Annotated in this window: 12 protein-coding genes; 9 read left to right on the top strand and 3 right to left on the bottom strand. The window is 61.1% G+C overall.

Annotated features, from left to right (window positions below; translation table 11 throughout):
* The first annotated feature begins 69 nt into the window (after positions 1-69).
* The 9 genes from PSH59_RS05510 to PSH59_RS05470 all read left to right on the top strand — a co-directional run bounded on the left by PSH59_RS05510 (position 70) and on the right by PSH59_RS05470 (position 9,847).
* Complete coding sequence (locus PSH59_RS05510; protein ID WP_027604598.1) at positions 70-825, top strand: DeoR/GlpR family transcriptional regulator; 756 nt, start codon at positions 70-72, stop codon at positions 823-825.
* Between the two features lie 223 nt (positions 826-1,048).
* Entirely contained in the window at positions 1,049-2,587 is a 1,539-nt protein-coding gene (gene glpD, locus PSH59_RS05505; protein ID WP_248075665.1) for a glycerol-3-phosphate dehydrogenase, read from the top strand.
* Positions 2,588-2,898: 311 nt separating this feature from the next.
* On the top strand, positions 2,899-3,825 hold the full coding sequence (locus PSH59_RS05500; protein WP_305394500.1) for a glutamate/aspartate ABC transporter substrate-binding protein: 927 nt from the start codon (positions 2,899-2,901) through the stop codon (positions 3,823-3,825).
* Between the two features lie 194 nt (positions 3,826-4,019).
* Entirely contained in the window at positions 4,020-4,766 is a 747-nt protein-coding gene (locus PSH59_RS05495) for an amino acid ABC transporter permease (protein WP_122773606.1), read from the top strand.
* Entirely contained in the window at positions 4,766-5,437 is a 672-nt protein-coding gene (locus PSH59_RS05490) for an amino acid ABC transporter permease (RefSeq protein WP_305394499.1), read from the top strand. The genes PSH59_RS05495 and PSH59_RS05490 overlap by 1 nt, the downstream gene beginning before the upstream one ends.
* Entirely contained in the window at positions 5,434-6,168 is a 735-nt protein-coding gene (locus PSH59_RS05485; protein WP_017526340.1) for an amino acid ABC transporter ATP-binding protein, read from the top strand. The genes PSH59_RS05490 and PSH59_RS05485 overlap by 4 nt, the downstream gene beginning before the upstream one ends.
* A 93-nt stretch (positions 6,169-6,261) precedes the next feature.
* The gene (locus PSH59_RS05480) at positions 6,262-8,163 is read left to right on the top strand and encodes a sensor histidine kinase (RefSeq protein WP_248075652.1); all 1,902 of its coding nucleotides are present in this window, start codon (positions 6,262-6,264) and stop codon (positions 8,161-8,163) included.
* Between the two features lie 65 nt (positions 8,164-8,228).
* Positions 8,229-9,509 carry a sigma-54 dependent transcriptional regulator gene (locus PSH59_RS05475; protein WP_248076028.1) on the top strand — a complete coding sequence of 427 codons (1,281 nt, stop codon included), beginning with the start codon at positions 8,229-8,231 and terminating at the stop codon, positions 9,507-9,509.
* An 8-nt stretch (positions 9,510-9,517) separates the two neighbouring features.
* Positions 9,518-9,847 (top strand): GlpM family protein, encoded by a 330-nt coding sequence (locus tag PSH59_RS05470; protein ID WP_248076027.1) that lies wholly within the window; start codon positions 9,518-9,520, stop codon positions 9,845-9,847.
* A 34-nt stretch (positions 9,848-9,881) separates the two neighbouring features.
* On the opposite strand, the gene PSH59_RS05465 is transcribed toward PSH59_RS05470, so the two are convergent.
* Genes PSH59_RS05465 through PSH59_RS05455 form a run of 3 tightly spaced genes read right to left on the bottom strand, consistent with a single transcriptional unit; the run spans position 9,882 to position 14,165 of the window.
* Positions 9,882-11,282 (bottom strand): sigma-54 dependent transcriptional regulator, encoded by a 1,401-nt coding sequence (locus PSH59_RS05465; protein WP_305394498.1) that lies wholly within the window; start codon positions 11,280-11,282, stop codon positions 9,882-9,884.
* Entirely contained in the window at positions 11,272-13,041 is a 1,770-nt protein-coding gene (locus PSH59_RS05460) for a HAMP domain-containing sensor histidine kinase (RefSeq protein WP_248075648.1), read from the bottom strand. Before PSH59_RS05460 ends, PSH59_RS05465 begins: the two co-directional genes overlap by 11 nt.
* Positions 13,041-14,165 (bottom strand): GNAT family N-acetyltransferase, encoded by a 1,125-nt coding sequence (locus PSH59_RS05455; protein ID WP_248075646.1) that lies wholly within the window; start codon positions 14,163-14,165, stop codon positions 13,041-13,043. Before PSH59_RS05455 ends, PSH59_RS05460 begins: the two co-directional genes overlap by 1 nt.
* Between the last annotated feature and the right edge of the window lie 80 nt (positions 14,166-14,245).

Raw genomic sequence — 14,245 nt, 5'->3', positions numbered from 1 at the left:
GTAACTGGCAGGGAGCCGATTCCTGGGTCATCATGGGCCACTTTTGTATGGCAGCCCAAAGGACGCCCCATGAATCTGCCTCCCCGCCAGCAACAAATCCTCGAACTTGTCCGCGAACGCGGCTACGTCAGTATCGAGGAAATGGCGCAGCTGTTCGTTGTCACCCCGCAAACCATCCGCCGCGATATCAACCAGTTGGCGGACGCCAATCTGCTGCGCCGCTACCACGGCGGCGCGGCCTATGACTCCAGTGTCGAAAACACCGCATACGCCATGCGTGCCGACCAGATGCGCGACGAGAAACAGCGCATCGGCGAAGCCATCGCCGCACAAATTCCCGATCACGCCTCGCTGTTCATCAATATCGGCACCACCACCGAATCCATCGCGCGTGCGCTGCTCAACCACAACCACCTGAAAATCATCACCAACAACCTCAACGTCGCCACCATGCTCAGCGCCAAGGACGACTTCGACGTGCTGCTCACCGGCGGTAACGTCAGGCGTGACGGCGGCGTGGTCGGCCAGGCCAGCGTCGACTTCATCAACCAGTTCAAGGTCGACTTTGCCCTGGTCGGCATCAGTGGTATCGACGAGGACGGCAGCCTGCTCGACTTCGATTATCAGGAAGTGCGGGTCTCCCAGGCGATCATCGCCAATGCGCGCCAGGTGATCCTCGCGGCCGACTCCAGCAAATTCGGGCGCAATGCCATGATTCGCCTGGGGCCGATCAGCCTGGTGGACTGTCTGGTGACTGACCAGGAGCCGGTGCCGGCGCTGGTGCAGTTGTTGAATCAACACAAGGTTCGTCTGGAAGTCGTGTAACGCCCGCCCGGAAGCCATCGGTGGTTTACCCCCGATGGCGATTTATCCAGCGCCTTTTTCTTGAGCCTTCCCCAGGCCCATGTTCATAAATTTTCCTTTTCCCGCCCTTCGATCAGTTTTTTCAATCGAAGTCAGCTGGCTGTGCCCGCATTTATCAGCTACCATTTTCGCAAATGAACATTAATGTTCGAATTCCAATACGAAAAGATCGCGAGGCCAGCCGATGAACCCTTCTACCTTGCCTGCTCCACCGCTTGCCGAAGTCTATGACGTTGCCGTAATCGGCGGCGGGATCAATGGCGTCGGCATTGCAGCAGATGCAGCCGGTCGCGGTTTGTCGGTATTCCTTTGCGAAAAGGATGACTTGGCCAGCCATACCTCCTCCGCCAGCAGCAAGCTGATTCATGGCGGCCTGCGTTATTTGGAACATTATGAATTCCGCCTGGTGCGCGAGGCCCTGGCCGAACGCGAAGTGCTGCTGGCCAAGGCGCCGCATATCGTCAAGCAGATGCGTTTTGTATTGCCGCACCGTCCGCACCTGCGCCCGGCGTGGATGATTCGTGCCGGCCTGTTCCTTTACGATCATCTGGGCAAGCGCGAAAAACTCGCCGGCTCCAAAAGCCTCAAGTTCGGCGCAGACAGCCCGCTGAAAAGCGAAATCACCAAGGGTTTCGAATACTCCGACTGCTGGGTCGATGACGCACGTCTCGTGGTGCTCAACGCCATGGCCGCCCGCGAAAAAGGTGCACATATCCACACCCAGACCCGCTGCGTCAGCGCGCACCGCAGCAACGGCATGTGGGACATGAACATGGAACGCGCCGACGGCAGCCTGTTTTCGATCCGCGCTCGCGCACTGGTGAACGCCGCAGGCCCATGGGTCGCCAAGTTCATCAAGGACGACCTCAAGCTGGACTCTCCCTACGGCATCCGCCTGATCCAGGGCAGCCATCTGATCGTGCCGAAACTGTACGAAGGCGCCCACGCACACATCCTGCAGAACGAAGATCAGCGCATCGTATTCACCATTCCGTACCTGGACGACCTGACGATCATCGGCACCACGGACCGCGAATACACCGGCGACCCGGCGAAAGTGGCGATCACCGAAGGCGAAACCGACTACATGCTCAAGGTGGTCAACGCGCACTTCAAAAAGCAACTGAGCCGCGACGACATCGTGCATACCTACTCCGGCGTGCGCCCGCTGTGCAACGACGAGTCGGACAACCCCTCTGCCATCACCCGCGACTACACCCTGTCGCTGTCCGGTGGTACCGGCGAAGCGCCAATCCTGTCGGTGTTCGGCGGCAAGCTCACCACCTACCGCAAGCTCGCCGAATCGGCGATGGCCCAACTGGCGCCGTATTTCACCCAAATGCGCCCCAGTTGGACCGGCAACGCCAGCCTGCCGGGCGGTGAAGACATGACCACACCAGAAGCCCTGGTCGAGGCCATTCGCGCCAAATTCGACTGGGTACCGAGCGACATCGCGCGCCGCTGGTCCACCACCTATGGCAGCCGAACCTGGCGTCTGCTCGAAGGCGTGCAATCGCTGGCTGACCTCGGCGACCACTTGGGTGGTGGCCTGTACACCCGCGAAGTCGACTACCTGTGCGCCGAGGAGTGGGCCACCCAACCCCAGGACGTGCTGTGGCGGCGTACCAAGCTCGGCCTGTCCACCACCGAGCAGGAACAGGACAACCTGCAACGTTACCTGTCAAAGGTTGAGCAGAATCGCAGCAAGACCCAGGCTGCCTGAAAGCCTCTTCCTACAAAAGCCCCTGTGCCGTGAGGTCCAGGGGCTTTTTGTACAGGGTGCTATTCGGTTTTCCGAACGCCACAGCCTCGATTGGTCGGTTTGCCGGACCACCGAGCTGCCGAATTCTCGTCATACAAATTTAATATCGATATAAATCATAGATTTAACCTTTTGCATCCGGTCTGGCACGACTCATGCTCTACACTTCTGGACGATTGCCTGAGATGCCTCAGGAGCCGTCACGGGCATTCGCTGTACAACAGAGCCGTTTAGCCGGCTTCATAAAAAAAACAAATGTCGAGGAAGTATTGATGCGCATCGTTCCCCATATCCTGGGCGCAGCTATCGCTGCTGCTCTGATCAGCACTCCAGTTTTTGCCGCCGAACTCACCGGCACACTGAAGAAAATCAACGACTCCGGCACCATCACCCTCGGGCACCGCGACAGTTCCATTCCGTTTTCCTATATCGCGGATGGTTCGGGCAAACCGGTGGGCTACTCCCACGACATTCAGCTGGCCATCGTTGAAGCCCTGAAAAAAGATCTGAACAAACCTGATCTGCTGGCCAAGTACAACCTGGTCACCTCGCAGACCCGTATTCCGTTGGTCCAGAACGGCACCGTCGATATCGAGTGCGGTTCCACCACCAACAACGCCGAACGCGCCCAGCAAGTCGCGTTCACCACCAACATCTTCGAAATCGGCACCCGTCTGCTGGTCAAGAAAGATAAAGATGGCAAGCCAAGCTACGCCGACTTCGCCGACCTCAAAGGCAAGAACGTCGTAACCACCGCCGGCACCACGTCCGAGCGCATCATCAAAGCGATGAACGCCGACAAGCAGATGGGCATGAACGTCATCTCCGCCAAAGACCACGGCGAATCCTTCCAGATGCTCGAAAGCGGCCGCGCCGTTGCGTTCATGATGGACGACGCCCTGCTGGCCGGTGAAGAAGCCAAGGCCAAGAAGCCGGCGGACTGGATCATCACCGGTACTCCCCAGTCGTTCGAAGCCTACGCATGCATGGTTCGTAAAGACGACCCAGCCTTCAAAAAGGCAGTGGATGACGCCATCGTGGGCCTGTACAAATCCGGCGAGATCAACAAGATCTACGCCAAGTGGTTCGAAACCGCGATCCCACCAAAAGGCCTGAACCTCAACTTCCCGATGAGCGACAAGGTCAAGGAACTGATCAAGAACCCGACCGACAAGCCGGCGCCTGACGTAAAAATCTGATTCCTGACTAACCTTATCGCCTGGGGGAGCCAACCCTTCCTCAGGCGTCTGTTACTACCTGCTGGCTTTAACTTGGAACACTCGACCTGGCGGTTTTCGAGCCGATCGCGTGTGCCTGACGCTCATCGTCAGGCGGGAATGGATTTTCCCCAAGCGGGTGCTTGTACATCGATCGATTTCGAGGGGAGACCCTAATGAATTACAACTGGGACTGGGGCGTGTTCTTCAAGTCCACCGGCGTTGGCAGCGAGACTTATCTCGACTGGTACATCGCCGGCCTGGGCTGGACCATCGCCATCGCTGTCGTGGCATGGATTATCGCCTTGCTGCTGGGCTCCATTCTGGGGGTCATGCGCACCGTGCCAAACCGTATCGTGGCGGGCATCGCGACCTGCTACGTGGAACTGTTTCGTAACGTGCCGCTGCTGGTTCAGCTGTTCATCTGGTATTTCCTGATACCCGACCTGCTGCCGCAGAACCTGCAGGACTGGTACAAACAAGACCTGAACCCCACCACCTCGGCCTACCTGAGCGTCGTCGTGTGCCTGGGCCTGTTCACCGCCGCCCGTGTGTGCGAGCAGGTGCGCACCGGTATCCAGGCGCTGCCACGGGGCCAAGAGGCTGCTGCGCGCGCCATGGGCTTCAAGCTGCCGCAGATCTACTGGAACGTGCTGCTGCCTCAGGCTTACCGCATCATCATTCCGCCGCTTACCTCCGAATTCCTCAACGTGTTCAAGAACTCCTCCGTGGCGTCCTTGATCGGCTTGATGGAGCTGCTGGCGCAAACCAAGCAGACCGCCGAGTTCTCGGCCAACCTGTTTGAGGCCTTCACCCTGGCCACGCTGATCTACTTCACCCTGAACATGAGCCTGATGCTGCTGATGCGCATGGTCGAGAAGAAAGTCGCAGTGCCGGGCCTGATCTCCGTGGGGGGTAAATAATGGAACTCGATTTCAGCGGCATCATCCCCGCCCTCCCAGGCCTGTGGAACGGCATGGTCATGACCTTGAAGCTGATGGTCATGGGCGTGGTCGGCGGTATCGCGCTGGGCACGATCCTGGCGCTGATGCGCCTGTCGTCCAACAAACTGCTGTCGCGCCTGGCCGGCGCCTACGTGAACTACTTCCGTTCGATCCCCCTGCTGTTGGTGATCACCTGGTTCTACCTGGCGGTACCCTTCGTGCTGCGCTGGATCACCGGTGAAGACACCCCGATCGGTGCGTTCGCTTCTTGCGTCGTGGCGTTCATGATGTTCGAAGCTGCGTACTTCTGTGAGATCGTGCGGGCCGGCGTACAGTCGATCCCCAAGGGCCAGATGGGCGCGGCGCAAGCGATGGGCATGACCTATGGCCAGACCATGCGCCTGATCATCCTGCCCCAGGCGTTCCGCAAGATGACCCCGTTGCTGCTGCAACAGAGCATCATCCTGTTCCAGGACACCTCGCTGGTCTACACCGTGGGCCTGGTGGACTTCCTCAACTCCGCCCGCTCCAACGGCGACATCATCGGCCGCTCCAATGAGTTCCTGATCTTCGCCGGTGTCGTCTACTTCATCATCAGCTTTTCCGCCTCGCTGCTGGTCAAGCGTCTGCAAAAAAGGTTTGCCGTATGATCTCTATCAAGAACATCAACAAGTGGTATGGCGACTTCCAGGTGCTGACCGATTGCAGCACTGATGTCAAAAAAGGCGAAGTGATCGTGGTGTGCGGGCCGTCGGGCTCGGGTAAGTCCACCCTGATCAAGTGCGTCAACGCGCTGGAACCGTTCCAGAAAGGTGACATCGTAGTCGACGGCACCTCCATCGCCGACCCGAAGACCAACCTGCCGAAACTGCGCTCGCGCGTGGGCATGGTGTTCCAGCACTTCGAACTGTTCCCGCACCTGACCATCACCGAAAACCTGACCATCGCGCAGATCAAGGTGTTGGGCCGCAGCAAGGAAGAGGCCACCAAGAAAGGCCTGCAACTGCTTGAGCGCGTAGGCCTGTCGGCACATGCCCACAAGCACCCCGGCCAACTCTCCGGCGGTCAGCAGCAACGGGTGGCGATTGCCCGCGCCCTGGCCATGGACCCGATCGTCATGCTGTTCGACGAACCGACCTCGGCCCTGGATCCGGAAATGGTCAACGAAGTGCTGGACGTGATGGTGCAACTGGCCCAGGAAGGCATGACCATGATGTGCGTGACCCACGAAATGGGCTTTGCCCGCAAAGTGGCCGACCGCGTGATCTTCATGGACGCCGGCAAGATCATCGAAGACTGCCCGAAAGAAGAGTTCTTCGGCGACATCAGCGCCCGCTCCGAACGTGCCCAGCACTTCCTCGAGAAAATCCTGCAGCACTAAGTACCAGACAGCTCCCACTGTAGAAACATGGCCAATGTGGGAGGGGCAAGCCCCCTCCCACCTGGCAGCTCTGGTTGACCCAAGGCATCTGTGATGAAATGCGACCCCAACCAATTTCGCGCCGCACCGCCATCACTTGCCGTGAAACCTCGTCTGATTCGCCAACTGTTCCTGCCGCCGTTGATCATCGCCCTGATGATCGGCCTGGGTTATATCGGCTTCTGGATCAGCGAGTACTACGGCATCCGCACCCTCAGCGACAATGGCGAACGCCAGCTGGAGCTGCATGCCCGCACCGTCGAAAGTGAAATCAGCAAATACACCTACCTGCCCAGCCTGCTGGAGCTGGAGTCCAGCGTCTCGCAGTTGCTGGCCGAGCCGGACCAGGGCGTGCGGCAAACCGTCAACGATTACCTCGAAGGCCTGAACCGACGCAGTCGCAGCCGGGCCATCTACGTGATGGACACCACCGGTCGCGTACTGGCCACCAGTAACTGGCGCGATGCCGACAGTTACCAAGGTGAAGACCTGTCCTTTCGCGCCTATTTCCAGAACGCCGTGCGCGGCCGTCCCGGGCGCTTCTACGGCATCGGCAGTACCAACGGCGAGCCTGGCTACTACCTGGCCCACGGCCTGGAAGAGCACGGCAAGATCATCGGCGTGGCCGTGGTCAAAGTGCGCCTCGAAGCCCTGGAAGAACGCTGGCAACGTGCGCGTCTCGAAGCCTTTGTAAGCGACGAGAACGGCATCATCATCCTCTCCAGCGACCCGGCGCGCCGTCTCAAGGCGGTGCGACCGCTGAGCGATGAGACCAAAGAACGTCTGGCCCACAGCCTGCAATATTACTGGGCCACATTGAACGAGCTGGAACCCCTGGCCCGCGAGCGCCTGAACGAACGCAGCGAAAAACTGACCTTCCCGGCCAACAGCGAAGTGGTCAACGACGAGCACGAAGTCAGTTACCTGGCGCAAACCCGCCCGCTCAACGACACACCGTGGAATTTTACCCTGCTCACCCCGCTCAACGACCTGCGCCGCGCCGCCATCAACCAAGGCATCCTGGTGGCGGTAGCCTTTGGCTTGGTGGCCTTCTTGCTGATTGCCTGGAACGAGCGACGCAAGGTCATCGCCACCCGCCTCGCCGCGCGGGAAGCCTTGCAGGAAGCCAACAGCCAGCTGGAGCGACGCATCACCGAACGCACCGCCGACCTGCGCGCCAGCAACGAACGGCTCAAGGGCCAGATCCGCGAACGCCGCCAGGCCGAAGAAACCCTGCGCCGTGCCCAGGACGAACTGGTACAGGCCGGTAAACTTGCGGCCATTGGTCAGATGTCCACCAGCATCGCCCATGAACTGAACCAACCGCTGGCCGCGCTGCGCACCTTGTCCGGCAATACCGTGCGCTTCCTCGAGCGCGGTGCGCTGGACACCGCCAGCGCCAACCTCAAGACCATCAACGAACTGATCGACCGCATGGGCCGCATCACCGCCAGCCTGCGCTCCTTCGCCCGGCGCGGCGATGATCAGGGCGAAGCCAGCCTCGTCAAGGCCGTGGACGCCGCGTTCCAGGTGCTCGGCGCGCGCCTGGACAGCCTGCCGCTGACCCTGCATCGCAACTTCACACCGGCCCAATTGCAGATCGACCAGACACGCCTGGAGCAGATCCTGGTCAACCTGATCGGCAACGCCCTCGACGCCATGCAGGCGCAACCGGCCCCCGAACTCTGGCTGGAAGGCAGCAGCAACGAAGGCAAATATCGCCTGTGCGTACGCGACAATGGCCACGGCATCGACCCCGAGGCGCGCAAGCATTTGTTCGAACCGTTCTTCACCACCAAACCCGGTGAGCAAGGCCTGGGCCTTGGCCTCACCCTGTCCGCCAGCCTCGCGGCCGCCACCGGCGGCAATCTGGCCGTGGAACACCCGGCCAGTGGTGGTACCGCCTTTGTCCTGAGCCTGCCGTTGGCGGGCGCTCATTTAGCTGAGTCGACATGAATATAGACGCGACAGCCCCTGCCAATGACCTCACCGTGCTGATCGTCGAAGACGACCCCCATGTGCTGCTCGGCTGCCAGCAAGCCCTGGCCCTGGAAGACATCCACAGCGTGGGCGTGGGCAGTGCCGAAGAGGCGCTCAAGCGCATCGGCGAGAACTTCGCCGGCATTGTGATCAGCGATATTCGCCTGCCGGGCATCGACGGCCTGGAGCTGCTCACCCGCCTCAAGGCCCTGGATAAAAGCCTGCCGGTGGTGCTGATCACCGGGCATGGCGATATCTCCATGGCCGTCGGCGCGATGCGCAATGGCGCTTACGATTTCATGGAAAAACCCTTCTCCCCGGAACGCCTGGTGGAGGTCGCCCGGCGCGCCCTCGAACAACGCGGGCTGGCGCGGGAAGTCTGGTCGCTGCGCCGCCAGTTGGCCGAGCGTGACTCCCTGGAAGGCCGCATCATCGGTCGCTCGCCGGCCATGCAGAACCTGCGCGAACTGATCGCCAACGTCGCCGACACCTCGGCCAACGTGCTGATCGAAGGTGAAACCGGCACCGGCAAGGAACTGGTCGCCCGCTGCCTGCATGATTTCAGTCGGCGCCACGCGCACCAGTTCGTCGCCCTCAACTGCGGTGGCCTGCCGGAGAACCTGTTCGAAAGCGAGATTTTCGGCCACGAAGCCAACGCCTTCACCGGCGCGGGCAAGCGGCGCATCGGCAAGATCGAACACGCCCACGAAGGCACGCTGTTCCTCGATGAAGTGGAAAGCATGCCGATCAACCTGCAGATCAAATTGCTGCGGGTGTTGCAGGAACGCACATTGGAACGCCTGGGCTCGAACCAAAGCGTGGCCGTGGACTGCCGAGTGATCGCCGCCACCAAATCGGACCTCGACGAACTGAGCCGCGCCAGCCAGTTCCGCAGCGACCTGTATTACCGCCTCAATGTGGTCACCCTGGAACTGCCGCCCCTGCGCGAGCGCCGTGAAGACATTCTGCAGCTGTTCGAACACTTCCTGCAGCAGTCATCCCTGCGTTTTGACCGAACCGTGCCGGAGCTGGACAACCAGACCCTGTCCAGCCTGATGAGCCACGACTGGCCCGGCAACGTGCGCGAACTGCGCAACGTCGCCGAGCGTTTCGCCCTGGGCCTGCCCGCCTTCAAGAAAAGCGGCGCCAGCAGCGGCAGCCACGGCCTGGCCTTTACCGAAGCGGTGGAAGCCTTTGAACGCAACCTGCTCAGCGACGCCCTGCAACGCAGCGGCGGCAACCTGACCCAGGCCAGCCAGGAACTGGGCATGGCCAAGACCACCCTGTTCGACAAGGTCAAGAAATACGGGTTGGGCCACTGATGGATTTATTGCTGAAGGCCGCCCTCGGCGCGGCGGTGGTGCTGATCCTGGCGGCGCTGGCCAAGACCAAAAACTACTACATCGCAGGCTTGGTGCCGCTGTTCCCCACCTTCGCACTGATCGCCCACTACATCGTCGGCAAGGGCCGCTCGGTAGAAGACTTGAAGACCACGATCCTGTTCGGGATGTGGTCGATCATTCCGTACTTTGTGTATTTGGCGACGTTGTATGTGATGGTGGACCGGATGCGGCTGGAGGCGTCTTTAGCGATCGCGGCGGTCGCTTGGCTGATGGCCGCAACGCTATTGGTGAGCATCTGGGTGCGCATCCACACCTGACCCACCACGCTCCCCCGCTTTTGTCCCGACTGACTCAGCGGACGATCTTGTCCACCTGAATCCCCAGCTTCTTCAAGCGATACCAAAAGCTGCGCTCCGAGATCCCGATCTTCGCCGCGGCCGCTGCCTGCACCCCATTGCTCTCCTGCAGCGCTGCCAGAATATAAGCCTTCTCCACCTCCGCCAGCGCCGCATCCAGGTCCTGTGGAATCCCCGGCCCCTCGCTCAGGATCGCCGCCGCCCCGCCCTCTCCGCTCGGTTTGGACGCAAACAGGTAACCCGGCAAATCGATGTCTTCGATCACCGGTGACGCCGCGACGATGGTCGCGCGCTCCACACAGTTTTGCAGCTCGCGGATATTGCCCGGCCAGTGGTAGGCCGCCATCGCCTGCAAAGCCTCGGGGCTGAAGCCGGTGATGCGCTTGCCGGCGGTGGCGCTGAGGGTGTGGGCGAAGTGGCGTGCCAGCGGCGCGATGTCTTCCACGCGCTCGCGCAAGGCCGGCAGCGGGATCGGAAACACGTTGAGGCGGTAATACAGGTCTTCGCGAAATTCCTTGTTGGCCACCGCGTCCAACAGGTTTTTGTTGGTGGCCGCAATCACCCGCACGTCCACCTTGCGCTCGCGAGGGTCGCCCACCGGCTCGATCACGCGCTCCTGCAAAGCGCGCAGGATTTTGGCTTGCAGGGCCAGGGGCATGTCGCCCACTTCGTCGAGAAACAACGTGCCCTTGTCCGCTTGCATAAAGCGTCCGACCCGGTCGGCCACGGCGCCGGTAAACGCACCTTTACGATGGCCGAACATCTCGCTTTCCAGCAGGCCTTCGGGGATCGCCGCGCAGTTGACCGCCACGAAGGGTTGGTCGGCACGGCTGCCGTGCTTGTGAATCGCGCGGGCGACCATTTCCTTGCCGGTGCCGCTTTCACCGGTCAGCAGGATGGTGGCGCTGCTGTCACGCACCGAGTCCACCGCTTGCAGCACCTTGCGAAACGCCGGACTGTCACCCACCAGGCTGTCGAACTGCGCATGGGCGTCCAACTCGGCGCGCAAGCGTGCGTTGTCGCGCATGATGTCGCGAAACTGCAGGGCCTTGGCCACGGTGATGTCCAGCTCGTCAATGTCGAACGGTTTGGCGATGTAGTCGTAGGCGCCGTTGCGCATCGACTGCACGGCATTTTTAACGGTGCTGTAGGCGGTCATCACAATGACCGGCACATGCGGGTAACGCACCTTGATCTCGGCCAGCAGCGCCGGCCCGTCCATGCCCGGCATGCGCCAGTCGCTGATCACCAGATCGATGTCTTCCTGCTCCAGCACCTTGAGCGCGTGCAGGCCGTTGCCGGCAATGAACACCTGGACGCCGTTCTGGCCCAGGGCCGATGCCAGCAGGTCACACAGCTTGGGTTCGTCGTCGACCACCAGAATGTTATGCGTCATGCGTGTCCTCGTCGTCTTCGCCAATCGCCGGAATGTACAGGCTGAAGGTGGCGCCTGCATCCTTCTCGCTGGCACATTCGATGCTGCCGTCGTGACTTTCCATGATCGAATAGACTTTAGCCAGCCCCAACCCCGTACCCGAGGCCTTGGTGGTGACAAAGGGCGTGAAGATGCGCTCGACCATCTCGGCGGCGATGCCCTGGCCGGTGTCGGCGATGCTGATCACGGTGTTGGCATCGACCGTGCGAATCGCCAGGGTCAGGCGTCCGCCGTCGGGCATCGCGTCGATGGCGTTGAGAATCAGGTTGAGGCAGGCCTGCTTGAGTTGTTTGGCATCGGCATAGATCGTCGCGCCAGGGGACTGGTCATCGAGCTGCGCATCAATGTTATGGCTCGCCAGTTCCGGCGCACAAAAACCGAGGATCTCCTCCACCAGCGGGCGCGCCGCCTGCAAAACGCGCAGCGGCGGGTTGGGTTTGGCGAAGTCGAGAAACTCGGTGATCAATTCGTTGATGCGGCTGACTTCGCTGATCACGTATTCCAGGTGGCGTTTGTCGCTGTCCGGCAAGTCGGCGCGGCGGTGCAGCAACTGAGTGGCGGTTTTAATAATACCCAGAGGGTTGCGGATCTCGTGGGCCAGGCCCATGGCCACTTCTCCCAGTGCGTGCAGGCGGTCACGGCGGCGCAACTGGGCCTCCAGGTGATGCAACTCCCCCAGGCGCTCGGTCATGTGGTTGAAGGTGCTGCTCAATTGCGCCAGTTCGTCGCCACCGCTGACCGCCACGCGGTGGGTGTAGTTGCCGGAAATCACCGCGCCCACGCCCTGGGACAAATCCCGCAACGGCCGGGTCAGGCGACGTGACACCAATACCCCCGCCGCCAATGACAGCGCCGAGCTGAGCAAAAAGATCAGCACGAACAGATTGCTCTGGTTGACCAGCCCCACCAGGCTGGTGTGGCGCAACAGGCCGCTGAAAATCACGCCTTGCAGGTCACCGGCATCACTGAAGATCGGCCAGTACAAGCCGCTGTAGTTATTGGTGAACTGCTCGCTGGGCTGGCGGGTGGCGCGCATGGCAGTCTCGACATTCTTGGGAATGCGCGACGGGTGGTCCTCGAAACGTTGAGTCGAAAAGATTTCCGAGAAGCCGTCCGGGTTGGCCAGGTACAGGCGCAGGTCGAGGGAATGCACATCGGCCACGCTGGTGAGGAAGCTGCTGTCCAGGTAGGTGGCCACCAACAACTGGTAGTCGACGCCGTCCTGGGTGGTGTCAAAAGTGGAGACCACAATACCGGTGCTCACCCCCGCCACTTGCACGGTCTGCAACACCGCATTGCTGGTCAGGCTGATCTGTTTGACGATGTCGTCGGAGGCGGTGCTGAACACGGTTTTGTGGTCGCTGACGCGGATCAGTGCGACCACGTCGATATCCGTGGCATCGGCGATATCCGCCGTCAACCGGTCGTGCTTGGCCGCTTGTTTGCTGGAAGGCGGGCTGGTGTAGCGCAGGAACAGTTTGGCCATGCGCGCGTTGTCATGAAGGATGTCGCCAATCTCGTCCTTGACGATCTTGGTCGACTCCTGCAGCCAGATGCGTACGTTGCTGTCGAAAATCTGCGACAGCGTGGTGGCCGCCAGCTCCGCGGCGATCATGGTGGGAATGACACTGACCAACCAGAACGCCAGCACCAGCTTGCGCTGGACGCTCCAGCGTGAAATGGCGAAGGGGCGGGCTTTCTGGCGGGTCTTGGTGATCATCAGGTTTCGCTTATCGCAGCAGCCATGGCAGGGTCGGAACGGTCCGGTCGAATAAACAGTTTTACGAGCTTGAGCAGGCCGTTGACCAGCCGGTTGCGGTGGCGAAAAAACACATTGTTGCCCTGGAACTCGCAGCCCAGGCGCAGCTTACTGGCATACCCGGCCTGGCCGCACTCGTACAGCGCAATGTTGTGCTCAATACAGTAATCGACGTTGGTCAGCCAGCTGCGGAAATACAGGTTGTAGTCGCGACTGAACGCCACGTCATGCCCGAAAAACTTGTCCACCAGCCGGTGTTCGTCCACCAGCATCAAGTTGAAAGCCACCAATTGCTCGTCCACCCAGTAAAGCGCACACACCGCCCGTGCTTCAAGGCGTTCGAGCACACCGGTGAAATAGCTCGCGGGCAAGCGTTCGAACTGCAACTCGGCGCGACTCAGCGTGGCCTCGTACAGGCGCATGACCTCGGGCAGCACGTCATCGATATTGCGCCGCCATTCCACCCGTGGGCCCGGCGCACGCAGTTTGCGGCGCAGGTCCTTGCGGGTGGATTTGCCCAGGGAGCCGAGGTAGGCGTCCACCGAGCCATAGGGCAACGGCAGCACACCGGTGGGCAGGCTCGGCATGGTCTGGAAACCGGCCGCGCGACAACTCTCCAGCCAGTGGGAATCGTTGCTCGGCGCGTCCTTGACCGCCACCAGGCCGATACCGAAGTCATCGGCATCGTGGCGCGCGACGTCCAGCACGTGCTTGAGCAACAGCGGGCGGCGCGACGTGGGAACGTGACCGGCAAAACCGGCATCACAGCGCTCGGCCACCGGCGAGCCGATGGCATACAGCCCCAATTGCAGGACGCCAGGCCACAGCCGCTCCAGGCGCTCGGTCAACCGCTTGCCCGCGCCGGACACCGTAGTGTCGAGGCGGTAATGGGTGATGAACGCCGGCGCGACCGCCACCAACGTTCCATCTTCGTAAACCGCGAGGTAGCGCCACTGAAAATCATCCATGGCGGCGTTTTCCACGGCGACGTAGTAGTCCCAGTCCTCCAATGCCCCCGGAAAACAGTCGTTCCAGGCACTGCGCTGGATGGCCCTTATGGTCGGGAAGGCTTGGGTGGTGATCACAGTTGCTTCCAATTGGCGTTCTTGTGGGGAAAGAGTACGTGTGGGAAAAGGCTGTTTTGTGGTGAGCAGGGCTGCGCAGC

Origin of the sequence: Pseudomonas sp. FP2309 (genome assembly GCF_030687575.1) — a bacterium.
Lineage (GTDB): Bacteria > Pseudomonadota > Gammaproteobacteria > Pseudomonadales > Pseudomonadaceae > Aquipseudomonas.
Note: the sequence above shows the minus strand (reverse complement) of the source record. Positions and strands in the feature narration are given on the sequence as shown.